This window comes from Alkalibacillus flavidus, assembly GCF_040545925.1.
Lineage (GTDB): Bacteria > Bacillota > Bacilli > Bacillales > Alkalibacillaceae > Alkalibacillus > Alkalibacillus flavidus.
The window spans coordinates 94,706-118,268 of record NZ_JBEPMX010000002.1 but is presented as its reverse complement, the minus strand read 5'-3'; the positions used below and the strand labels follow the sequence as shown (position 1 = coordinate 118,268).

29 protein-coding genes and 1 other annotated feature are annotated in these 23,563 nt (G+C 39.9%); of the genes, 28 read left to right on the top strand and 1 reads right to left on the bottom strand.

Annotation, left to right across the window (positions count from 1 at the left end; translation table 11 throughout):
• The first annotated feature begins 15 nt into the window (after window positions 1-15).
• From ABID56_RS03175 to yajC, 27 genes are all read left to right on the top strand, one after another.
• Window positions 16-1,740 carry a sensor domain-containing diguanylate cyclase gene (locus ABID56_RS03175; protein WP_354219166.1) on the top strand — a complete coding sequence of 575 codons (1,725 nt, stop codon included), beginning with the start codon at window positions 16-18 and terminating at the stop codon, window positions 1,738-1,740.
• Between the two features lie 152 nt (window positions 1,741-1,892).
• Window positions 1,893-2,705, top strand: a complete 813-nt coding sequence (locus tag ABID56_RS03170) for a hypothetical protein (protein ID WP_354219165.1) — start codon at window positions 1,893-1,895, stop codon at window positions 2,703-2,705.
• A 154-nt stretch (window positions 2,706-2,859) separates the two neighbouring features.
• Entirely contained in the window at window positions 2,860-3,549 is a 690-nt protein-coding gene (gene radC / locus ABID56_RS03165; RefSeq protein WP_354219164.1) for a RadC family protein, read from the top strand.
• Window positions 3,550-3,756: 207 nt separating this feature from the next.
• Window positions 3,757-4,788, top strand: coding sequence for a rod shape-determining protein (locus tag ABID56_RS03160; protein WP_354219163.1), 1,032 nt, complete (start codon window positions 3,757-3,759; stop codon window positions 4,786-4,788).
• Window positions 4,789-4,811: 23 nt separating this feature from the next.
• A complete protein-coding gene (gene mreC / locus ABID56_RS03155) occupies window positions 4,812-5,675 on the top strand; it encodes a rod shape-determining protein MreC (protein ID WP_354219162.1) in 864 nt (287 codons plus the stop codon).
• A complete protein-coding gene (gene mreD, locus ABID56_RS03150) occupies window positions 5,675-6,199 on the top strand; it encodes a rod shape-determining protein MreD (protein ID WP_354219161.1) in 525 nt (174 codons plus the stop codon). The genes mreC and mreD overlap by 1 nt, the downstream gene beginning before the upstream one ends.
• A 22-nt stretch (window positions 6,200-6,221) precedes the next feature.
• Complete coding sequence (minC, locus tag ABID56_RS03145) at window positions 6,222-6,893, top strand: septum site-determining protein MinC (protein WP_354219160.1); 672 nt, start codon at window positions 6,222-6,224, stop codon at window positions 6,891-6,893.
• 1 nt (window position 6,894) lies between these two features.
• Entirely contained in the window at window positions 6,895-7,689 is a 795-nt protein-coding gene (gene minD, locus ABID56_RS03140; protein ID WP_354219159.1) for a septum site-determining protein MinD, read from the top strand.
• 119 nt (window positions 7,690-7,808) lie between these two features.
• A complete protein-coding gene (locus ABID56_RS03135) occupies window positions 7,809-8,552 on the top strand; it encodes a peptidoglycan DD-metalloendopeptidase family protein (protein WP_354219158.1) in 744 nt (247 codons plus the stop codon).
• 1 nt (window position 8,553) lies between these two features.
• Window positions 8,554-9,378, top strand: coding sequence for a M50 family metallopeptidase (locus tag ABID56_RS03130; protein WP_354219157.1), 825 nt, complete (start codon window positions 8,554-8,556; stop codon window positions 9,376-9,378).
• Window positions 9,379-9,394: 16 nt separating this feature from the next.
• Complete coding sequence (locus ABID56_RS03125) at window positions 9,395-10,810, top strand: ribonuclease E/G (RefSeq protein WP_354219156.1); 1,416 nt, start codon at window positions 9,395-9,397, stop codon at window positions 10,808-10,810.
• A 38-nt stretch (window positions 10,811-10,848) separates the two neighbouring features.
• Window positions 10,849-10,922, top strand: a sequence feature (ribosomal protein L21 leader region).
• A 13-nt stretch (window positions 10,923-10,935) separates the two neighbouring features.
• Window positions 10,936-11,244, top strand: coding sequence for a 50S ribosomal protein L21 (gene rplU / locus ABID56_RS03120; RefSeq protein WP_354219155.1), 309 nt, complete (start codon window positions 10,936-10,938; stop codon window positions 11,242-11,244).
• An 11-nt stretch (window positions 11,245-11,255) separates the two neighbouring features.
• Window positions 11,256-11,588 (top strand): ribosomal-processing cysteine protease Prp, encoded by a 333-nt coding sequence (locus ABID56_RS03115; protein WP_354219154.1) that lies wholly within the window; start codon window positions 11,256-11,258, stop codon window positions 11,586-11,588.
• 14 nt (window positions 11,589-11,602) lie between these two features.
• Window positions 11,603-11,893, top strand: a complete 291-nt coding sequence (rpmA, locus tag ABID56_RS03110; RefSeq protein ID WP_354219153.1) for a 50S ribosomal protein L27 — start codon at window positions 11,603-11,605, stop codon at window positions 11,891-11,893.
• Between the two features lie 137 nt (window positions 11,894-12,030).
• Window positions 12,031-12,555: a Spo0B domain-containing protein gene (locus ABID56_RS03105; RefSeq protein WP_354219152.1), complete on the top strand. Its 525-nt coding sequence runs from the start codon at window positions 12,031-12,033 to the stop codon at window positions 12,553-12,555.
• An 18-nt stretch (window positions 12,556-12,573) separates the two neighbouring features.
• Window positions 12,574-13,863, top strand: a complete 1,290-nt coding sequence (gene obgE / locus ABID56_RS03100) for a GTPase ObgE (protein WP_354219151.1) — start codon at window positions 12,574-12,576, stop codon at window positions 13,861-13,863.
• Window positions 13,864-13,940: 77 nt separating this feature from the next.
• The gene (locus ABID56_RS03095) at window positions 13,941-14,360 is read left to right on the top strand and encodes a LysM peptidoglycan-binding domain-containing protein (RefSeq protein ID WP_354219150.1); all 420 of its coding nucleotides are present in this window, start codon (window positions 13,941-13,943) and stop codon (window positions 14,358-14,360) included.
• 105 nt (window positions 14,361-14,465) lie between these two features.
• Window positions 14,466-15,224, top strand: coding sequence for an NAD(+) synthase (nadE, locus tag ABID56_RS03090; protein ID WP_354219149.1), 759 nt, complete (start codon window positions 14,466-14,468; stop codon window positions 15,222-15,224).
• A 52-nt stretch (window positions 15,225-15,276) separates the two neighbouring features.
• Window positions 15,277-15,774, top strand: coding sequence for a YhcN/YlaJ family sporulation lipoprotein (locus ABID56_RS03085; RefSeq protein ID WP_354219148.1), 498 nt, complete (start codon window positions 15,277-15,279; stop codon window positions 15,772-15,774).
• Window positions 15,775-15,822: 48 nt separating this feature from the next.
• The gene (locus ABID56_RS03080; RefSeq protein ID WP_354219147.1) at window positions 15,823-16,581 is read left to right on the top strand and encodes an SDR family NAD(P)-dependent oxidoreductase; all 759 of its coding nucleotides are present in this window, start codon (window positions 15,823-15,825) and stop codon (window positions 16,579-16,581) included.
• Window positions 16,582-16,603: 22 nt separating this feature from the next.
• Window positions 16,604-17,323: a YebC/PmpR family DNA-binding transcriptional regulator gene (locus ABID56_RS03075; RefSeq protein WP_354219146.1), complete on the top strand. Its 720-nt coding sequence runs from the start codon at window positions 16,604-16,606 to the stop codon at window positions 17,321-17,323.
• Between the two features lie 136 nt (window positions 17,324-17,459).
• Window positions 17,460-18,065: a Holliday junction branch migration protein RuvA gene (gene ruvA / locus ABID56_RS03070; RefSeq protein ID WP_354219145.1), complete on the top strand. Its 606-nt coding sequence runs from the start codon at window positions 17,460-17,462 to the stop codon at window positions 18,063-18,065.
• An 11-nt stretch (window positions 18,066-18,076) separates the two neighbouring features.
• Complete coding sequence (gene ruvB / locus ABID56_RS03065) at window positions 18,077-19,078, top strand: Holliday junction branch migration DNA helicase RuvB (protein ID WP_354219144.1); 1,002 nt, start codon at window positions 18,077-18,079, stop codon at window positions 19,076-19,078.
• On the top strand, window positions 19,075-19,275 hold the full coding sequence (locus ABID56_RS03060) for a DUF2905 domain-containing protein (RefSeq protein ID WP_354219143.1): 201 nt from the start codon (window positions 19,075-19,077) through the stop codon (window positions 19,273-19,275). Before ruvB ends, ABID56_RS03060 begins: the two co-directional genes overlap by 4 nt.
• 15 nt (window positions 19,276-19,290) lie before the next feature.
• Window positions 19,291-20,316: a tRNA preQ1(34) S-adenosylmethionine ribosyltransferase-isomerase QueA gene (queA, locus tag ABID56_RS03055; protein WP_354219142.1), complete on the top strand. Its 1,026-nt coding sequence runs from the start codon at window positions 19,291-19,293 to the stop codon at window positions 20,314-20,316.
• An 18-nt stretch (window positions 20,317-20,334) separates the two neighbouring features.
• Complete coding sequence (gene tgt / locus ABID56_RS03050) at window positions 20,335-21,471, top strand: tRNA guanosine(34) transglycosylase Tgt (RefSeq protein ID WP_354219141.1); 1,137 nt, start codon at window positions 20,335-20,337, stop codon at window positions 21,469-21,471.
• Window positions 21,472-21,487: 16 nt separating this feature from the next.
• Complete coding sequence (gene yajC, locus ABID56_RS03045; protein WP_354219140.1) at window positions 21,488-21,745, top strand: preprotein translocase subunit YajC; 258 nt, start codon at window positions 21,488-21,490, stop codon at window positions 21,743-21,745.
• A gap of 43 nt (window positions 21,746-21,788) precedes the next feature.
• On the opposite strand, the gene ABID56_RS03040 is transcribed toward yajC, so the two are convergent.
• Window positions 21,789-22,163, bottom strand: a complete 375-nt coding sequence (locus ABID56_RS03040; RefSeq protein ID WP_354219139.1) for a TIGR04086 family membrane protein — start codon at window positions 22,161-22,163, stop codon at window positions 21,789-21,791.
• Between the two features lie 118 nt (window positions 22,164-22,281).
• Between ABID56_RS03040 and ABID56_RS03035 the strand changes: the two genes are divergently transcribed.
• A complete protein-coding gene (locus ABID56_RS03035; RefSeq protein ID WP_354219138.1) occupies window positions 22,282-23,562 on the top strand; it encodes an ArsB/NhaD family transporter in 1,281 nt (426 codons plus the stop codon).
• The last annotated feature ends 1 nt before the right edge of the window (window position 23,563 follow it).

Genomic DNA, 23,563 nt, shown 5'->3' with positions numbered 1-23,563 from the left:
TAAAGGAGCCCGTATATGTCTAGATTGAAGAATATTAGCATTTGGCTAATTTGGTTATCCATTTTCCCGACATCGATGACCTACTTATATTTTGCCATTGAACCCAATTTCACCGGATATTGGGTTGATATTATTGCATTTGCCATCATTATGTGTGCTGTTGCTTATTTTCCGATTCAAGTCGGGTCAATTACAATTTTCTTTATTAACGGCGTTAGTTTTGCGGTGTTTTTATATTTTGGTCTTTTTGCGGAAATAGTCTTAACGCAGTTAGCATTAATTTCGTTGTTAATCAAAATCAAGCTAAAAAAATCCGAATTTTACCGGATTGCGACGAATTCGACGATGTTATTTTTAACGTCCATATTTGCAGCTGTTGTCTATTATGCACTAGGCGGAACTCATGGCGTATTATCGTTAAATACGTTAGATCAAATTATACCTCTAGTTGGCTATATTGTCGGATCAATTGTCGTGAACCAAGTGTTACTCGCACTTATTGATATATATGTGAAAGGGAACAAATTCACGGGTATCCCGAGTTCTTTACTCGTCGATAGTCTCGTCACGGCGATGATTTTTCCAATCGGCCTTATTTTATATATATTGTATTTAGAAATCGGTCTATCAGCTATATTTATTGTCGGGTTTCCAGCCATTCTATTATCAGTGGTTATATCGACATATCATAAAGGGCAACAAATCAATAAGTATTTACATGATACGAGCAATATCGGCCATGAATTGTCAAAGAAGTTGAATGTCAAAGATGTCCTTGATACGTTCGTGGAAAAGGTGCATGCGTTAATACCGATGTCGTACATTTATGTCTATGATATTACGAACTCGTCACGTTCGATGAATATGATCCGTTATGTGAGTGACGATGAAACACAGCATTTGCAAGATATTTCATTGGAATACGGAGAAGGTTTTGCTGGGCAAATTTATAAAGAAGAAATACCGAAAATGCTCGTGAAGCGTAGCCAATTGGGCAAGATCGAAAATAGCGAAATTCCCGAAGAAGTAAATAGTGCAATAGGTGTTCCAATTATGCGGAAAAACTTAGTTGTGGGCGTTCTCGTTATTGCGTCAAAACGCAAATACGCTTACGAAAAATATCATTTAATGTTACTTGAGATTTTAGGGAACTTCCTATCTGTTGCGATTGAAAATGCTAGGCACTATCAATCCGAGAAGAACAAAAGTCAATGTGATCGCTTAACAGGGCTGTACAATTATCGTTATTTCACTGAGCACTTAGAAAGCTATGCGTTTGACCTACAAGAAAAAGAGTTAGATGAAGAATTATCGATTATCTTATTTGATTTAGACTCGTTCAAAGAATTAAACGACACTTACGGACATGAGGCAGGTAACGAAGTGTTAATCGAATTAGCAAGACGTATAGAAGCTTTTGTCGGTGAGCAAGGGTTAGTCGCTCGATATGGTGGTGAAGAATTTACAGTATTAATTAAAGGGTATAAGCATCATGAAGCGGTTGATTGGGCCGAATTATTACGCGCCAAGATTGCGCAAGAACCATTCAAAGTGACGAATCATATGCTGGACCACCAAGATCCGATTAAAATTTATGTGACAGCAAGTATCGGTGTAGCCACTTATCCAGATCATTGTGAAACCCCTGATGAGTTGATTCGCCAAGCGGATCGTTCGATGTATGTTGGGGCTAAGCGTAATGGTAAAAACCGAGTAGCTTCTGCTGAAGAAGCGATTTAAAGAAGTTAGAAGATGGATTACTCCTCTTCTAGCTTTTTTTGTTTAATTAAGGTAAGATGTCGTGAATTGGCGAAGGTGTGTGACATCGTTTGTGCTTTTTTTTGCGTTCGTTATGCTAGGCTAGTCCTAACATGAGCGAAGGTGGTTGCGATATGGAAGAACGGAAAAAAATCAAAGTAGCAATTCATCAACACGATAACCAGCAATCAAAACATCAATATGAACCTGTTATGACACCACGAACATCGAAGTCTACGAAATACAACTTAAAAAAATGGTCTATTATAAAATCAGCTTTACTAGCTCTCGTGTTAGGCGCTGTTTTTGGCATTGGCATTTTATATTACTTTGATATGACAACACCGCCAACATCAGATGAAGCGACCGCACCTGTGGCGTCCAATGATGAATCAGATGAACTAGATCAATCTGAGCCAGCTTCTACTGATACGTCAACGACATATTCGGGTGGTGTGTATGATGTGGTTCAATTAGGCGTGTTTTCAACAGAAGAGAATGCAAACTCGCTTAAACGGTCGCGCGACATGATACCATCTATCGTGACTGAGCGTGATGGTAACTATTATGTGTTAGCGAGTTTAATTCATCCGTCACAATCGAAGCAAGAGATTATAGATGGGTTAAATAATGTTGGCTTGACTGAAAATGAAGGGTATTATGTGACATCATGGACTTTCGATGATAGCCAAATATCGTCCGATCATGCTGCTTTGTCTTGGTTAGAAGAAGGATTGAGTTTATTAGAGCCAGACACATTGTCAGAACAGTGGGAGGAAGACGTCACGACGTGGCTAGGTAATTACCCGACGTCAATGTCAGACGATAAACTTTTAAACCAAGCTATTAATATTGTGACGATGTCTGATGATGGAGATAGGGACACTAGCATGCATCGTGCCACATTATTATTAACATTGCATTTACTGTATGATTCAATTTCATAAAAAAAATGATTATCATTCTTTTTTTCAATGATTATGACAAAAAATGAAGCGTTAATCCCGGTGGCTTATAGAGATAATACGATTATCCCTTTTTGTTTTTTTAAGAGGCATTCACTACAATATAGATAACTTCAAAATGAAAGGGGTTCACGATGTGAATAACCAATCGATTTTAATTAGAGATGTCCCAGCTAGTGAAAGGCCACGTGAACGTTTGATGGAAGTTGGGCCACAATATTTGTCGAACCAAGAGCTTATCGCCATCTTAATTGGAAGCGGAACGAAAGGCCATTCGTCTCTATCACTCGCGACCAATGTGTTGAAACATTTTGAAGGCATTGCGTTATTACGTGATGCATCAATTAATGAATTGACGATGATTTCAGGAATTGGTACGGCTAAAGCGGTTCAGTTAATGGCTGCTTTAGAGTTGGGCAAGCGCATTCATACGTACAAAAACCGAGATCAATACGTCGTTAAAAGCCCAGAAGATGGGGCGAATTTTTTAATGGAAGATTTCAGAGGGTTACAACAAGAACATTTCGTAGCGCTTTATCTGAATACTAAAAACCAAATCATACACAGGCAAACGATATTTATTGGCAGCCTCAACTCCTCCATCGTTCACCCACGCGAAGTGTTTAAAGAAGCGATTAAACGTTCAGCCGCCTCAATCATTTGTGCTCATAACCATCCTTCTGGTGATCCTTCTCCATCAAATGAAGATATCCAAGTCACACGTCGATTATATGAATCTGGGAAAGTAATCGGCATTGATTTACTCGACCATTTAGTGATAGGTGATGAAAAATTCACGTCGATGAAAGAGAAAGGATATCTGTAATTTGACGCCCCTTAAAAATAGGTCCTATTTCATATGAAATTTAAGACCGCTTAGCCTATCCATTTATTTGCTTTTACCTTATAATATAAGTACTGTCATGAAAAGCACCACAGTTTCCTGTTGATGAGTTTGTGGTGCTTATTCATGTTTCATGATAAGTGAACGTACCTTGTAGTATGACTTATCATAGAAAAGAGGCGATCACGATTGAAATCATCGTTTTTCAACCGCGATGTAGCGATTGATTTAGGGACGGCTAATACGCTTGTAGCGATTAAAGGCAAAGGTATCGTATTAAATGAACCGACTGTTGTGGCTCAACATCATCAAACAGGTGATATTATAGCTGTTGGTTATGAGGCGAAGCAGATGATTGGCCGTTCATCCGGAAATATTGACGTTATCCGTCCGATGCAAGAAGGTGTTATAGCAGATTTTGAAACGACATCAACCATGATACAGTATTTTTTGAATCGCGTTGATGCTAAAGGGTTTTGGACAAAAAAACCGAGTGTCATGATTTGTGTTCCTTCTGGGGTTACAAAAGTGGAGAAACGTGCTGTCTGGGATGCTGGCAAACAAGCTGGTGCGAAAGACGTCTTCGTTATCACTGAGCCACTTGCGGCAGCATTAGGTGCTGGTTTGCCTGTTTGGGAGCCGACTGGTAATATGATTGTAGATATTGGCGGAGGAACGACTGAGGTAGCCATTGTTTCTTTAGGTGGCTTAGTTACAAGCCGTTCGATTCGGATTGCCGGAGATTATATGGATGACCAAATTCAATCTTATATTCGAAAACAATATAGTTTAGCAATAGGGTCTGCTACGGCTGAATTATTAAAAATTAAATTAGGCTCTGCAAAATATGATGACAACCGTGATAAAATGGATGTAAGAGATCGTGATATTGTGACGGGATTGCCAGAAACCGTAAGCGTGTCCAATCACGACATGGTCACGGCATTACAAGATACCGTCCAATCAATTGCCGATGCAATTATGGATACATTAGAAGCATCACCGCCTGAATTATCGGCTGATATAATGGAACGAGGCATCGTATTAACGGGTGGCGGTGCGTTGTTAAGTGGGCTATCTTCTGTTGTTAGGGAAATGACAGCGATACCCGTCATTTTAGCAGAAGACCCGTTGTACTGTGTCGTTCGAGGTACGATGGGGGCAATCGACCAATTCAGTCAACTAAAACACATAACAAATGACGTTGAAATGAATATGTGACGTTAAGAGAAGGTGTCAAAGATATGCCATCGTTTTTTAGAAAGAGAAAATTAGTCGTATTTTTATTAAGCATAATACTCATTGTTAGTTTAATCGGGTATTCATTACGTACAGATGATTCATCAAGTCTACCAGCACAATTCGCAATGGATACAGTTGGTTTCTTTCAAAGTGTTCTACACACACCGATTTCAGCGGTCAATGACTTCGTTGATTCTGTAAAAAATATTCGACAAGTTTATGACCAAAATGAAGTGTTGAAACGAGAGTTACAAGATTATAAATCATTAGCCTATGAAGTCAATGAATTAGAAAAAGAAAATGAAGAGTTAAGAGCGTTGGCTGATGTCGATACCACATTAAGTGATTATGAAACGTTAAATGCAACGGTTGTTGCAAGAAGTTCTGAGCGGTGGTTTCAACAAGTCACGATTAATAAAGGGACACAACATGGTGTTGAAGCCAATATGGCAGTACAATCGGCTGAAGGGATGATCGGTAAAGTTGTTGATGCGTCGCAGTTAACATCGACTGTGCAGTTATTAAGTGGCTTTGGTTCTGAACACCAAGTGTCTGCTATTGTCGATGGTGATGAGTCGATTTTTGGGCTGATTGAAGGTTATCACAGTGAATCTGATCAACTCATATTCCGGGATTTATCAAACGAAAGTGAGATTGAAGAAGGGCAAGCTGTCGTCACATCTGGATTGGGTGGTGTTTTTCCAAAGGGAATATTAATCGGAGAGATCAGTTCCATCGAATTAGATGATTATGGACTGACGAATGTTGCTTATGTGAAGCCGGCTGCGGATTTAGATGATATTAATCAGGTCAAAGTAGTTGACCGACAATTGCAAACTGTTGAGACAAGCGAGGAGGAAGAGTGATGAAAGTATTTTTACTCCCGCTTGCTATCTTTTTAGTGTTTGTCTTTCAAAGTGTTTTAACTGAAGTCATTCCTCAAACGTTTTTAGAAAGTTATTTATACATACCGCATTGGACGTTGGTATTTTCGATTATTATTATGACGTTTTATGACCGCGAACATAGTTATGTCGGGTTGATAAATGGTTTAGCATTCGCTTTTTTAACCGATTTAGCTTATACCTCAATATTAGGTGTCTATTTATTAGCATATGGTTTGGCACTATACCTTATTCATTTATTAAAGCGTGTGTTGCATAAAAATATTTTCGTTGTTTTGCTATTTGTCTTACTCGGTGTTAGTTTAGCTGATATCGTCCTGTATGGCGTATACTTTTTAGTAGGACAAATATCACTCGGTTTTCAAAACTATCTCATGATTCGCCTTGTGCCGACGCTTGTCGTGAATGTCATCGGTTTGTTTATGTTATACCCATGGTTGAAACCGATATTAACTAAATGGAAATACGAACTCGAGAATAAATAATGATTAAAGGGTGTCTCGACTTATGACAGAATCGAATCTATATCTTACAATGAAAGGGACGAGTGACGGTATTATTGTCTATTTAGACGATCAGTGCTCATTTGATCAATTGTTAAATACATTAAAAGAACAATTACAATCAGATTCTCTTCATCACCGAACGGCTGTAACAGTGCACACGCAAAATCGTTACTTGGAACCGTGGCAACAACAACGCATACGTGAAGTACTAAATGATATGAGTTTAATCGATGTGAAATCGATTGAATCTAATGTGATCACGAAGGAAGAAGCGCAATCATGGTATGATCATACGACGTTAAAACCACATGTGAAAACGATTCGGTCAGGTCAAGTTTTGCATGTCATCGGTGATGCGTTTATTATTGGAGATGTGAATCCTGGAGCAACCGTTAGTGCGACAGGCAGTGTGTTCATTTTAGGGCAACTTAGAGGTATTGCGCATGCTGGTTATCCTGATGGTATCCACGAAGTTGTTGCCGCTTCATATATGAACCCGAGTCAAATTCGAATTGCCGATCAGTTAAGTCGAGCACCTGATTATGAAATGGAAGGTTCGCATAGAGAATTTGCGTTTATTAATAATCAATCCGAACAAATCGAGCTTGACGACTTACATAACCTTCAAAAAATCCGTCCACATTTAACGGATATTGCGGAAAGGGGACTTTAAAATGGGAGAATCAATCGTTATTACATCGGGTAAAGGTGGCGTCGGTAAAACGACGACGACTGCAAATATCGGTACAGCTTTAGCTTTACAAGATAAAAAGGTGTGTTTGATTGATACGGATATTGGTTTACGTAACTTAGATGTCATTCTAGGCTTAGAAAATCGAATCATATTTGATATTATCGATGTGATTGAAGGGCGTTGTAAGTTACAAGCTGCGTTAGTGAAAGATAAACGATTTGATTGTTTGCATCTATTACCAGCAGCTCAATCTAGTGATAAAAATGAAGTGACACCCGAAGGTATTAAAACACTCGTCGACCAATTAAAGCCTGACTATGACTATATATTAATCGATTGTCCGGCGGGTATTGAACAAGGCTATAAAAATGCCGTAGCAGGTGCTGATAAAGCAATCGTCGTGACCACACCAGAAAAATCTAGCGTCCGCGATGCTGATCGAATTATTGGATTGTTAGAACAAGAAGATTTAAAAGCACCTCATCTCGTGATTAACCGTATTCGTAAACATATGATGGATAGTGGCGATATGCTTGCGGTCGACGATATTGTGTCAACATTATCTGTTGAACTATTAGGGGTGATTATGGATGACGAAGATGTGATTCGTGCCTCTCACCACGGGAACCCTGTCGCCTTTCAACCAGATACGAAAGCATCGATTGGTTACCGTAATATTGCTAGACGCATTCTCGGCGAGTCGGTTCCGTTAATGTTATTTGAAGAAGAAAAAGGCTTTCTAACGAAAATGAAAAAAATGCTCGGTATGAAGTAAGCGATAAAACCTCAGTTGTTACGATGACGTAGCAATTGAGGTTTGTTTTATTGACGACAAATCATAAATCATCATTCATCGAAATAGGCTAGTACAAACGGAAAAAGGAATGGTGACTTATGGATAGACGTCTACAAAATATTCGCCAAAACATTGCGAAACGTCGCTCAATGCAACGTCGAAACGTTAAACACAATACGACTATTCTTCCGACGCGAGAAGAATCACACGGCTTTTCATCGATACCTCAATCTGAACCGTCAAAAACATCAGATGTGATCACCCCCTTATTAAAAAAAGCGGTCGTAGCGCTCGGATTATTCGCTATGGTACTCATCATCAATCAATCGTCAGCATCTTGGATGAAAGAAGTAGATAATCGTGTGAATGGGTTGTTAACCGAAGATCTCCCATTTGCGACAGTACAAGCTTGGTATGATGCTCATATCGCAACGATGTTTGTTTCATCAGGGTTTGATGCGCCTGTCAATGAGCCGACAGAACCTGATCAAGCCGTTCTTGCGAGTGGTATTCAAGAAAATCGTGTGACATCGAATGACGATCATGTTTTGATTGATATAATGAAAGAGCAAACCGTTCATCCTGTAGAACGTGGCACAGTTCTGTTTGCAGGAACTAAACCGGACACAGGTAAGACAGTCATCATTCAACACGAAGACGGACGACAATCAATTTATGGCCATTTATCAGAAATTGATGTATTTCACTATCAATTCGTCGACCCGTCCAATGATTTAGGTACGATCAGACCTGATTCAGCTATTCAAACGGCAAAACTCTACTTCGCTTTAGAAAATCGCCATCAATCATTAGATCCTGTACCTGTTATATTGGACCGATAATATGACATTCCGGACTGTGGAACTTCATCCACTTTTAATGCTAGTGGGTGTGGTTGCTTACATATTTGGTTGGTTTGTTGAATTGCTCAGTTTATTTACACTCGTTTTAATTCACGAATTAGGTCATGTAGTGACAGCCAAATTATTAGGCTGGCACATAACGAAAATCGTAATTTGGCCGTTTGGTGGCGTGATGGAAACGAGCGATTATTATAATCGTCCGTTTAAAGAAGAGTGGTTTGTCACGATAGCAGGCCCTCTGCAACATATTTGGTTGTACGGCTTAATTGCCTTATTAAGTCATGTGATAAGTCAGCCAACATTGATAACGATATGGTATATGATGAACACAGCGATATTGTGCGTTAATTTGTTACCGATTCAACCGCTTGATGGTGGTCGTTTGTTGGCACTTGTTTTGTTCAGGTGGCTGTCATTTTACCGTGTGCTTATCATCATGGTGTGGTTCTCGATTGTGTTGATTGTTGGTATTAATGCTATACTATGGACAAGCCAAGTTTATTCACTTCATTGGCTAATATTATCGTTGTTTTTGTTGTTGGATAATTGGTTTTTGTGGCGTCAACGGCAACGGTTTTTGCTTAAGCATTTATTAGGGCGTTATTTACAAGAAACAGACCAAGAGATGGCTGTTAATTTATTAACATTACCTGTTGATCAATCAATCGATCAGGTTGTGAAGCGATTTAAACGATTTAATTATCATTATGTTTACTTCGATAACGGCATGATGTTAAGTGAATCGGATTGTTTACGTGGTTTATTTACCCGTTTTAACAAACATGAACTAAAAATGACTGAATGAATTAAGGTGAAGAATTGTGCGACAAATATGGATCCAAACAAAGACGGCACACCGCGTTTATCTCGATACAAATGATGGACAGATTCACGACGTGGCGTTTTATCAAGCAAATGACGATCAAATTGGCGATATTTTGTATGGTACGGTTGATCAAATAGATGAACGGCTCAACGTTTGTTTTCTCGATGTTGGAGGAGGGCGGCGTGTTTATTTACCGTTTCAATCTCTTTATAATCATACAGTTCGACGTGGCGATTATCTGCTTGTTCAAGTTGAACGATTAGCAACGCAATCCAAACTAGCGACTGTCACGACCAACATTCAATTTAAAACGGACGCCCTTGTCTATTTGCCATTGGAATCGGGCGTACGTATATCGCATAAGCTATCTGAAACTGAACGAGATCGACTGTCAGCGTTATGGTCTGCTTCTGATATAGACGGTGGTATCGTCGTACGAACGAAAGCGAGTCAACAAGACGGTGAAGTGTTACGCGATCAACTTAATCGCTTGATCAAACATTATCAATCGATCGATTACAATCGTTTACAAAAAGGGCGCGTATTGTCCTTGTATGATCCGTTTATCGAACAATTGGCGAACGAAGACCCCGAGACGATTGATCGATTGATCGTGGATACAGAAGATATGAAAGAAAAAATTCGTCAATTTGTACCGTCTTTAGCGGAAAACGTAACATTAGATCGTCGCTTTTATCATCATAAGCCGTACGCTTATCATCAATTAGCCGAGTACTTAACGAAACGACACATTCGCTTATCAAATGGGGCATCGATCGTTATTGACCGTGCTGAAGCGTTAACAGCCATTGACGTCGACTTCGGTTCTTATCAATCCAAACAGACTTCAGAACCATCTTATATGGTGATTAACCGTGAAGCGGTTCAAGCGACGAGCCGAGTGTTACGTGAACGTAATTTATCAGGTGCGATTATTGTTGATTTATTAAATATGAAAACGTCAAAAGAACAAAAAGACGTGATAAAAGTTATGAAGCAGCAGACAGCATTAGATTACCAAGAGACACATGTTGTCGGCTTTACGACATTGGGAATGCTAGAAGTCACGCGTAAACGTACAGGTGTCTCTAGTTATCAGTTATTTGGGATTGATGAGCGTTCACTCGATCGAAAAACGGACTTTATATTGAATGAGTTAGAAGAGGTCATGTGTTGGTACCAAGAAGACACATCGTTTGAGTGTCTGCAGATCGATGTTCGGTCTGATATGGTGCAAACGATGAAATCTTATCTCAAACAATTACAAGCTAACCATCAATTTCACTTTCATGTTTTTATTCACGAAAAAAAGTCTTTACAAGAGGCTTACCAATTATATAAAATAGGGAACGTTGCATGGTTATTATCACAAGTCGAAAATGAAGGCTTGTCTATTGACAAGCTTTTTTAGCGCGTGGTAATATCAATAGTGTTATATTTTGTAGCACCCGCATGCTACAACCGCTCAGAGAAGGTTGATAAACTCTATTTGAGTACCTTCAATGGCGAGTCTGAGTTATTAGAGGAGGTGCAAGTATGTACGCAATTATTGAAACTGGTGGTAAACAAGTTAAAGTAGAAGAAGGTCAGTCGATCTTCATCGAAAAGCTAGATGGTGAAGCTGGTGAAGAAGTAACGTTTGACAAAGTACTTTTCGTAGGTGGCGATACGACGAAAGCAGGTACACCATACGTTGATGGCGCGTCTGTTACAGGTAAAATTGACCGTAACGGTAAAGGACGTAAAATCACGGTTTTCAAATACAAGCCGAAAAAGAACTACAAACGTAAACAAGGTCACCGTCAGCCATATACAAAAGTAACGATTGATAAAATTAACGCGTAAGGACTGTCACCATGATTGAAGTAACCGTTAATCGCTATACAGATGGCACGATAAAAGGGTTTCAAATGTCTGGTCATGCTAATAGTGGCCCTTATGGTCATGATTTAGTGTGTGCAGCAGCATCAGCTGTCTCATTTGGAGCTGTCAACGCGGTTATTTCGTTATGTGATATCGAACCGTTAATTGATCAACGTGACGATGGTGGTTTTTTAGATGTGACATTGCCAACTGATTTGGCTGATGATGTGCGACAAAGAGCGCAATTATTGCTAGATGGTATGGTTGTATCACTCGAAACAATTGAAAGAGACTATGGACAATATATTCACATCTCGACATCTTAAGGAGGTGCATGGCAATGCTACGCTTAAATTTACAGTTTTTCGCACAGAAAAAAGGTGTAAGTAGTACGAAAAACGGTCGTGATTCTGAATCCAAACGCCTAGGGGCTAAACGTGCAGACGGTCAATTTGTGACAGGCGGTTCAATCCTTTACCGCCAACGTGGTACGAAAGTTTATCCAGGCCATAATGTTGGAATCGGCGGCGACGATACGCTTTTCTCTAAAGTAGACGGCGTTGTTCGTTTCGAGCGTTACGGACGCGATCGCAAAAAAGTTAGTGTTTACCCAGAAGCACAAGAAGCATAATGTATGCTAAACCGGCTCTAATATTAGGGTCGGTTTTTTTATGGTTTTGTATGTTTTGATTCCTATAATCTTGAGAAATCGATCATAGTTCAAAGGCTAATTATGATATGATAAAAGAAAAAGTGCAGGTGAATCTTATGGACCGCGAACAATTTTTGGAATGGTTACGGATCTATCGACACGACCTCATGAATGATTTGCAAATTGTCCAAGGCTATGCGAGTATGGGAAAGCATGACAAATCAACGGAAAAAGTGAATGCACTCATTGAACGACTGAAACAAGAGCGGTTATTACAAACGTTAAACTGCGATGCGTTTGTCTATTGGTTGTTATCGACGTCATTAACTGAACATGATCTCAATTTAACGTTTTCGGTTGATACACCGTTAACTGACGTATCAGCATTAGATGAATTGTTAACCCATGATGGGCAGATGATTGTTGAACAGTTAGAGGCTGTCGTGAACGAGTGGACAGATGTTTCAATGCATGTCTCTATAGAAGGTGAGAACGCATTGTCTATTCATTACGATCTCGATTTACCCAAAAACGATCAGCAGTCGTTGTTAAATAAGGTTTGTTTTCAAGGTGTATGGGAACACACAGAACAACATGATCATAATCTGTTGTTAACGATACAGTATAAAGAAAGTGATTAGAGAAAGAAGGTGAACGATATGTTTGTCGATCGAGTCAAAGTTTATGTTAAGGCTGGTGACGGTGGCGATGGCCTTGTTGCGTTTCGTCGTGAAAAATATGAACCGATGGGTGGACCTGCCGGAGGTGATGGCGGTCACGGTGGTGACGTCGTCTTTGAAGTTGACGAAGGATTAAATACATTAATGGATTTTAGGTATCAACGTCATTTTAAAGCAAAACGTGGCGAAAATGGCATGAATAAAGGAAAGCACGGTAAAAATTCTGACCCGTATGTGATCCCTGTACCACCTGGGACAACAGTCCGACATGCTGAAACGCAAGAAGTGATTTCCGACCTCGTTGAACATGGTCAGCGTGCTGTTATCGCAGCTGGTGGACGCGGTGGTCGCGGTAATATTCGTTTTACGAACGCCCGTAACCGAGCGCCCGAACTATCAGAAAACGGGGCACCAGGTGATGAGCTGGATGTAGAATTAGAACTAAAAGTATTAGCAGACGTCGGGTTAGTTGGATTTCCGAGTGTTGGAAAATCAACGCTTTTATCCGTGGTGAGTGGTGCTAAGCCGAAAATAGCTGATTACCATTTCACGACGTTAAATCCTAACTTAGGGATGGTTCGTACGGAAGATGAGCGTAGTTTCGTTATTGCTGATTTACCAGGTTTAATTGAAGGGGCGAACGAAGGTGTTGGCCTTGGTTTTCAATTTTTACGTCATATAGAACGAACGAGAGTGATTGTCCATGTCATTGATATGTCAGGGATAGAAGGTCGTGATCCGTATGATGATTACGTTACGATTAACAATGAATTGCAGTCATATGATGAGACATTATTAGAACGTCCGCAAATCATTGTCGCGAATAAAATGGACATGCCTGATGCGGAAACACATCTTGAGATGTTTAAAGAGCAATTAGGCGAGGATATTCCTATTTTCCCGATTTCCGCTTATACGCAAAGTGGCTTGCGTGATGTATTATTTGAAATCGCGGATACATTAGATGAAATACCTAAAGACACATTTGAAACGAGTGAACAAGACGGTAGTGATGAACGAGTCGTGTATAAATATGAAGGCGACGATGATTCGTTTTATATTACGCGTGATTCTGATGGTGCGTTTGTTTTATCAGGACCTAAAGTCGAGAGACTATTCAAGATGACGGACTTTAATCGTGATCAATCTGTGCGTCGCTTCTCTAGACAAATGAGACATATGGGAATTGATAAAGCCTTACGTAATCGTGGAGCCGAAGATGGCGACACTGTTCGATTGTTAGATTTTGAGTTTGAATTTGTTGAATAAATAAGTCGTCAACTTCTCCTTTGAAATGCATATCCTAATACTAACGCCTAGTAGTTTTACATGAAGGAGGAGTTGGTGTGAAAATTCACATCGTTAAGCAAGGTGAATCGATGGCGACCATTGCTGATAAGTATCGTCTTAGCGAAAAAGAGTTGTATGAGATGAACAAACACTTATCAGAAACAACGGACGTAATCGAAGGGATGAAAGTGAAGGTTCCTTACAATGTCACCGTACAAAATCGTCATCATGATACTAATGAGAATAATAAGTCGAATGATGAGCGGTTTCCTTTACCGAATCAATCTCATGCACCCAAACCATTAGCCGTCATACGAGAAGACGAGTGGTTTGATAAACAGCTACTACCTTATACACCGTATCAATCCGTAGCCGAATATCAATCCCCTCAGCCATTCACGATGCCTTACCCTTATCCACATTTTTATGAAGTTCCACAGCATACGAGACCCGGAACGAATTCCTGTGGTTACTAACAATCATTTATACCCAAAATCAAGTCGCTAACGTCGGCTTGATTTTCTTTTGATATCGACTATGATAAAATAAGTTTAACAAAGAGGGTTAAAGGAGCTAATCATATGGATCATCATATCGGTCAATTAGTACAATGGCTACAAGAAACAGTGAAAGAATCGAACACAAATGGATTAGTTGTCGGGTTAAGCGGCGGTATTGATTCGACTGTCGTTGCTTATCTTATAAAAAAAGCATTTCCTGAACACTCACTAGGTGTGATTATGCCTTGTAAAAGTCATGATCAAGATGCTGACGATGCACAAATAGTCGTCAATGAACTAGGGATTGATGCTGTAACGATTGATTTAACAGAACAACATGATGCCTTGTTTGATACGATCAAGCAGCAAATTCAGTCAAAACAGGACTGGGATAACGAAAAAGAACAACTGGCCGACGCCAATTTACGGGCACGTTTGCGTATGAGCACCCTCTATACAGTCGCAGCCAATTATAATTATTTAGTTGTCGGTACGGATAATGCGGCTGAATGGTATACGGGTTACTTTACGAAATACGGTGATGGTGGCGTCGATATTGTGCCATTATTACATTATTCTAAGGCAGAAGTTCGTGAGTTAGGTAAAGCATTGGGTGTTCCGAAAGCGATTATTGATAAAGCACCTAGCGCTGGCCTTTGGGACGGACAGACAGATGAGAACGAAATGGGTGTATCATATAATGAAATCGATGCGTTCTTAAATGGTGATTCCGTTGATGATGATGCCGCTGAAAAAATTGAAATGATGCATCAAAAAACAGCGCACAAACGTGCATTGCCGAAGTCGCCACCTGATTTCCATCATTTCACACTTGAATAAATGCATGTCTTAACACCTCTCATTTCACACTAATGAAACGGAGGTGTTTTGCATGTTTAAATCGGTATGGATTATCATGATAACGGTTGTGATGTTAACAGGTTGTACATTTGTCAATCCGGATCGTGAGTCGAGCTTAACGAATAGCCAGGAATCGACTCGGATGCAACAAGACAAGAAATTGACGGATGAAGAAAAAATTCGTTTGAATATGTATGAGAATCCATATGAATATTTTAAAGAAAAAGAAATAGAAAAAACGCTCGATAATTCGGATGGGCGCCCATATGTTTCTAAAGAAGTATCAGAACGGATTGAAACAGAACGACAGTTATATTATCAGCTCATGCATTTAGACGAAGTGGATCAAGCTGGTATCAACATTCAAGATGACCATATTTATATTTCGATTGACTTACCATCACGTACGACTGAAGAAGATGCTATACAACGCGTCAAAGAAATCGTTCACAAAGTAACAGAGCGTACTGATGTAACTGTGTATGTTAACCGTGAGTTTCACAATCGAATTGAAGATCGTAAAAAGTAAGCAGGCGAGCCCTGCTTACGTACATACTATGATTTGGGGGATGGAACAATGAAATACGCTATTGTAACGGGAGCATCTAAAGGGTTAGGAAAAGAAGTCGCTAAAAATTTATTACAAAACGGTTATCATGTTTATACAGTGGCTAGGCAACAACAAGTTGATGAGTTGGAAATGTTGTCTCAACAAGTCACAACAGAATATCACCATGTTGCAAAAGATTTATCAGATTTAAGTGAGATTGAATCGTTTTCTAAACTGTTAACTGACAATCTTTCTGGCCAACCAATTGATGAATTATTACTCGTTAATAATGCTGGAATGGTGACACCGATGGGGCCAGTCGGACAGCTTGAAGATTCATCCATTGCCAAACATGTGACGCTTAATTTAACAGCGCCTATGATGCTAGTGAATACGATTAAAGCAACGATCGACGCGAAACATTTAACTGTTATTAATATTACATCAGGTGCTGCTGAAAAAGCGATTTATGGTTGGAATGCTTATAGTTCAACGAAGGCGGCTATTAATCAGTATACTGAGACGGCGGCATTGGAGGCTGATGAATTATCTTCTGGTGATACGCATATTGCGTTCAGTCCAGGGGTTATGGATACGGATATGCAAGGTGAAATTCGATCCGCTAGTTCAGATGATTTTAAAGATGTTGATAACTTCAAGCAGTTAAAAGAAAACAATCAACTGAGAAGTGCAAAAGATGTAGCTGATTTATTACAGCAATTAATTGACCAACCCGAAACGCTCGAAAACGGACGGGTTTATCGCGTCTATGATTTAGTGAAGTAAACACAACAGGGAGGGGACGAAAATGGCAGGTCATTCAAAATGGCATAATATAAAACATAAAAAAAATGCTAAAGACGCACAACGCGGCAAATTATTCATGAAATTGGCGAAAGAAATTTATGTGGCGGCTAAAGAAGGTGGCGCTGATTTAGAAACCAATTCAGCTCTCCGATTAGCGGTTGATAAAGCAAAATCGAATAATATGCCAAATGAAAACATTGAACGTGCGATTAATAAAGCAACGGGCAATTTAGACGGTGAAAATTATGAAGAATTAACGTACGAAGGTTATGGACCAGGCGGTGTAGCGGTTATGGTGGACGTCCTTACTGACAACAAAAACCGTACAGCATCTGAAGTCCGTCACGCCTTTAATAAAAACAACGGTAATTTAGGCGAAAATGGTTGTGTATCATTTATGTTCCACCGAAAAGGGTATATCGTCGTCGAACGTGACCAAGCAGGTGTTGATGAAGAAGATTTTATGTTAGAAGCCATAGAAGCTGGTTGTGAAGATATAGAGACGAGCGAAGACGTTTTCGAATTATTTACTGAACCAGAAGATTTCGAGACAGTTCGTAACGCGTTAAAAGAAACGTATCCATTAGCAGCTGCTGAAATGACGATGGTTGCCGATTCGTACACACCGATGCCTGAAGACCATGAAGACGATATGAATCAACTGATTGATATGCTTGAAGACCTAGATGACGTACAAGAAGTTCATCATAATATACAGTAATTCCGTTCACCTCCTCGCCTTGGGGAGGTGTTCTTTCTGTATCCTTCATGCGAAACAATAAAGGGCGGACGAATTGGCTAGAACATGTTAAACTAGTGAAAGAGAACGTCTGTTCAGTGACAGTAGGGGGTCCATTATGTATGCATATATTCAAGGGGAATTAACAGCTTCAACAGAAGAATACATCATATTAGATGTTGCAGGTATCGGTTATGAAATATGGTGTCCAAACCCATTACGGTACCAAACGAAACAAAACGAAACGATTAAAATGTTTACATACTTTTATGTCCGTGAAGATACGCATATGTTGTACGGATTTCATCAGCACGAAGAAAAAGATTTATTTAAAAAATTATTAAACGTCTCAGGTATCGGACCGAAAAATGCTCTTAGTATCGTTAGTCAAACATCCGTGCACGATTTTGCTCAAGCGATCGAGCAGGAAAATGATGCCTATTTAACAAAGTTTCCAGGTGTCGGTAAAAAAACAGCACGCCAAATGATATTAGACTTAAAAGGAAAAGTCGATCAGTGGATGCAAACGTCACATGATGATGTGTTATCAATTGAACACGATTTCACACCGAATCATCACATGTTTGACGAAGCGGTTGAAGCGCTACTAGCACTAGGTTATACGAAACGAGAAATTGATCAAATAGCACCAAATTTGAAAGCATCATCAGCTGAATCAACCGATGACCTTGTCAAACAAGGCTTACAACTATTAATGCGTTAAGGGTGAGTTAAATGGATGAACGTATGGTGTCCAATGAAGCGCAGTGGGAAGATGTTCAAGTGGAACAAAGCTTAAGACCCCAGACGTTAGCGCAATATATTGGTCAAGACAAAACGAAAGAAAATTTAAAAGTCTTTATTGAAGCGGCGAAAATGCGCGAAGAGCCATTGGACCACGTCTTGTTATATGGACCACCGGGCTTAGGGAAAACGACACTTGCTGCGATTATTGCCGAGGAAATGGGTGTGCAATTCCGCACAACATCTGGTCCAGCAATTGAAAGAGCGGGAGATTTAGCGGCTATTTTGTCATCGCTTGAAGCAGGGGATGTCTTATTTATCGATGAAATTCATCGCTTACCCCGTTCTGTTGAAGAAGTGTTGTATCCCGCAATGGAGGATTACATGTTAGACATCGTCATTGGCCAAGGTGATGCAGCTCGTTCTGTTCGTTTAGATTTACCACCGTTTACACTTGTCGGTGCGACAACACGCGCAGGCCTATTGTCAGCGCCATTACGTGATCGTTTTGGCGTTTTAAGTCGCTTGGAATTTTATCAAGAACGTGATCTCTGTTCGATTATAGAAAGAACGTCGTCTGTATTTGAATTTGAAATTGATGCTGACGCAGCAACGGAGATCGCGTCACGCTCAAGGGGAACGCCGCGAATTGCGAATCGCTTGTTAAAGCGTGTTCGTGACTTAGCACAAGTTAATCACGAGACGATTATATCGATGAACAGTGCTCAAAAGGCGCTGGACATGTTACAAGTTGATGCGTCAGGATTAGATCATATTGATCATAAATATTTGCTAAGTATTATGGATCAGTTTAAAGGTGGTCCAGTTGGGTTAGACACGTTATCGGCCACTATTGGCGAAGAATCGCAAACGATTGAAGATGTTTATGAACCATTTCTGTTACAACAAGGCTATATTCAACGCACGCCTCGTGGTCGCGTAGCCACTCATAAAGCATACGACCATTTTAATCGGGAGGTTCAAGATACTTGACGGGATTCGGAAAGTTATTTATTTTATTAGGAGTTATTTTCATTGTTATTGGGTTGATTTGGAGTTTTATCGGAAAACTACCGGGTGATATTACGTTTAAAACAGGAAACACAACCATTTATTTTCCGATCGTGACATCCATTGTCGTGAGTATTATTTTAAGTGTGATCTTTATGATCGTAGGAAGGTTAAAGTAAGGAGATGTAACAACGATGAATATAGACGATTTTGATTTTCACTTGCCAGAGGAGCTGATTGCGCAAACACCGCTTAAAGAACGGGCTTCATCGAATTTAATGGTGTTAAACCGGTCAGATGAATCGATTGAGCATCGACAGTTCTCTCAAATTATTGATTGTTTAAAGCCTGGCGATAGTCTTGTATTAAATAATACTAAAGTATTGCCGGCTCGTTTACTCGGGACGAAAGAAGAAACGGGCGCTAATGTTGAATTACTGTTATTGCACCAAATCGAAGGGGATCGTTGGGAAGTTTTAGCGAAACCAGCTAAAAAAATAAAAGAAGGAACGATGATTCAGTTTGGTAACGGGTTGTTAAGAGCAACATGTGTCGAAAATCTTGAACAAGGCGGTAAGATTATAGAATTTGATTATGATGGCATTTTCTTAGAAGTGTTAAATGAGTTGGGTGAAATGCCATTACCACCTTATATAAAGGAAAAGTTGGACGACCAAGATCGTTATCAGACCGTTTATGCAGAAGATCCTGGTTCGGCAGCAGCACCGACAGCTGGTCTTCATTTTACTGAAGAATTGTTGCAAACGATTCGTGATCGTGGGATTAATATTGTTTATTTGACACTTCACGTGGGTCTCGGTACTTTCCGACCCGTTCAAGTCGATAATATTGAAGAACACGATATGCATGCAGAATATTATCATTTGTCAGCTGAAGCGGCCGAGCAATTGAAGGAAACGAAGCAGCAAGGTGGTCGAATTATCGCTGTAGGAACGACGTCGATTAGAACGCTCGAAACGGTCATGCGCGATCATCAAGAGTTAAAAGCAGCATCAGGTTGGACAGATATCTTCATTTATCCGCCGTATTCGTTTCAGGCAGTCGATGGCCTCATTACGAATTTTCATTTACCGAAATCGACATTAATTATGCTTGTGAGCGCGTTTGCAACGAAAGACTTTATCATGCGCGCCTATCACGAGGCGATTGATCAACGCTATCGTTTCTTTAGTTTTGGCGATGCAATGATCATATTATAATTGTTAGGAGACGTGACCATGGCTGTTACTTATGAATTAATCAAAACATGTAAGCAAACAGGTGCTAGACTTGGGCGTGTACACACACCGCACGGGTCATTTGATACACCGACGTTTATGCCAGTCGGTACATTAGCAACTGTTAAAACGATGGCACCAGAAGAATTGAAATCTATTGGGGCTAATATTATATTATCGAATACGTATCATTTATGGTTAAGACCAGGTGAAGATATTGTCGAAGAAGCAGGTGGTCTTCACCAATTTATGAATTGGGACGGTTCGATCTTAACTGATTCTGGTGGTTTCCAAGTATTTAGTTTGAGTGATATGCGCCAAATTGAAGAACAAGGCGTTCATTTTCGGAATCATATCAGTGGAGCGAAATTATTTTTGTCCCCAGAAAAAGCGATGCATATTCAAAATTCACTCGGGTCGGATATTATGATGGCGTTTGATGAGTGCCCTCCTTACCCAGCGTCCTATGACTATATGAAATCGTCAGTTGAGCGGACGAGCCGTTGGGCAGAGCGCTGTTTAGAAGCGCACCAAAAGCCTGATCAACAAGGGTTATTCGGTATTATCCAAGGTGGCGAGTATGAAGAGTTACGCAAACAGAGTGCGCGTGATTTAACGAGCATGGACTTTCCGGGCTATGCGATTGGCGGATTATCTGTCGGTGAACCGAAAGATGTGATGAACCGTGTGCTCGATTTCACAACGCCTTTACTGCCGGATGAAAAACCACGCTATTTAATGGGTGTTGGCTCGCCTGATTCTCTAGTCGATGGTGCAATGCGAGGCGTTGACATGTTTGATTGTGTCTTGCCGACTCGAATTGCTCGTAACGGGACGTGTATGACGTCTAATGGACGACTTATTGTAAGAAATGCAAAGTTTGCTCGAGACTTTACACCAATTGATGAAAATTGTGATTGTTATACGTGTCGTAATTACACGCGTGCGTACATTCGTCATTTAATTAAGACGAACGAAACATTAGGAATTAGGCTTACGACTTATCATAACTTATACTTTTTGGTAAAATTAATGGGGCAAGTAAGAAATGCGATTCAAGAAGATCGTTTAGGCGATTTTCGTGAAGCATTTTTTGAACAGTATGGTTTTAACGGACCCAATGCTAAGAACTTCTAGAAAGGAGGCGCAATAGATGGATATTATCCGTGCGATACTTCCGATTATTTTGTTTATCGGGTTGTTCTGGTTTATTCTAATTAGACCGCAACAAAAACGCCAAAAACAAGTAACGGAAATGCAAAACAACTTACAAAAAGGCGATGAGATCATCACCATTGGTGGTCTGCACGCAACAGTTCACGCTTTAGATGAAGGTACGATTGTATTAGAAGTGAATGAAGGACAAAAGCTTACATATGATCGTTCTTCGATTCGTGAAAAGAAAGGTTAAATGAGAAGCCGCTTCAGGTAATAAAACGCCTGAAGCGGCTTTTTTAGTCGTTGCGCTGATTGAGCTGAACACCGATAATCCCACCTGAAATAGAGGCGAGCAAAAATGTAATGAAATGCAACCATTGTCCATCATGAAGCCAAACATCATGCGCTAAAAATTGGTACAGCATAATCATGACCGTATAGATCACCCCGACTAAGACACCAGATAACCATCCTTTTTCAGACGACCGAAATCCACTCAGCCCACCACCTAACAACATAATGGTTAAGCTTATTAAAAACGGTAGCCAATCCAACGACTGTGTACTTATCCAGTCAAATCGGACAAATAATGCCAAGATGAAGCTTGCACTGAGCATTAGTCCATAAACAAGTAAAACACCGAACAGCACTGCTTTAAATCGATTATTCATTAATATCCCCCTTTCGTTAATCAAATATGACCCATGCCTGTCTTAATACAAAACTATGCATGTCCGGCTATAAAAAGACGTATAAATAGATAAGCCTTCGTATAAAGGGGAATGGTCAGTGGAAGCGGTCATTGCAATCACAGTTTTTATCATTTGTTACATGTTTTTATTATTGGAGAAGATTAACCGTGCTCTTGTAGCGTTATGTGGTGGTGCCTTGTTAATTCTATTTGGTATTTTTACGGTCGACGAGGCATTAACGCAATATGTGGACTGGAGTACGATTGTTTTATTGTTTTCTATGATGGTGTTAATTACGATTACACAACGGACAGGTGTGTTTGAGTTTTTAGCGTTGTGGATGATTAAACGAGTTGGGGCAAAGCCGAAAGCGTTGTTTGTCTGGATTGCCGTTTTAACAGCTGTGGGGTCAGCACTATTAGATAACGTCACAACTGTTCTTTTGTTTGTCCCGATTTCACTTCATATGATACGCGAATTAGCGTTACCTGCTTTTCCTTATCTCGTCATGGTGGTGATTGCATCGAATATTGGCGGAACAGCAACGATGATAGGTGATCCGCCGAATATTATGATTGGACAAGCGGTCGACCATTTAACGTTTATGTCATTTATTAATCATTTGGCGCCTGTTGTGATCGTTATTTTTGTCGTTATCACGGCGTTTTTGTATGGATTATTCCGCCGTTCATTAAATCAATCAACCCAGATGTCAAACCGGTCCATTGCAACAATAGAACCGATATCTGTTCTTAAGAAAACGCCATTATTGTATCAATCGGTGACGATATTGATCTTAACGATTGTAGCTTTTATGTTTCATGGGGTATTACACGTAGAATTAACGACGATTGCATTAGTGAGTGCATTGCTGTTATTACTATTGTCTGAAAAAGATGACATGTGCGATGTGGTCTTTTCTAAAATCGAATGGACGACACTCTTTTTCTTCATCGGTTTATTTGTATTAGTGGGAGGATTAGAGCAAACAGGGATTATTGATCATTTAGCTGTTATGTTTATCGGTTTAACAGAAGGGGAAAGTTTCGCATCATCATTTGCGATTTTATGGTCTGCAGGCCTTTTGTCAGGATTTTTAGATAATATTCCGTATGTCGCATCGATGATTCAAGTTTTATTAGAATTAGATGAATTCGGTATACAGGCGACGGACCCAATGTGGTGGTCGCTAGCATTAGGCGCTTGTTTAGGTGGTAATAGTACGCTGTTAGGTGCGTCAGCGAATGTTGTGGTAGCAGGAATAGCGAGCACAAACGGAGTGAAAATACCATTTATACGCTATATGCTATACGGATTTACCGTCGTATTAATATCGTTAGTGATCGCTTCCGGTTACTTAATAATACGTTATTTTTAAT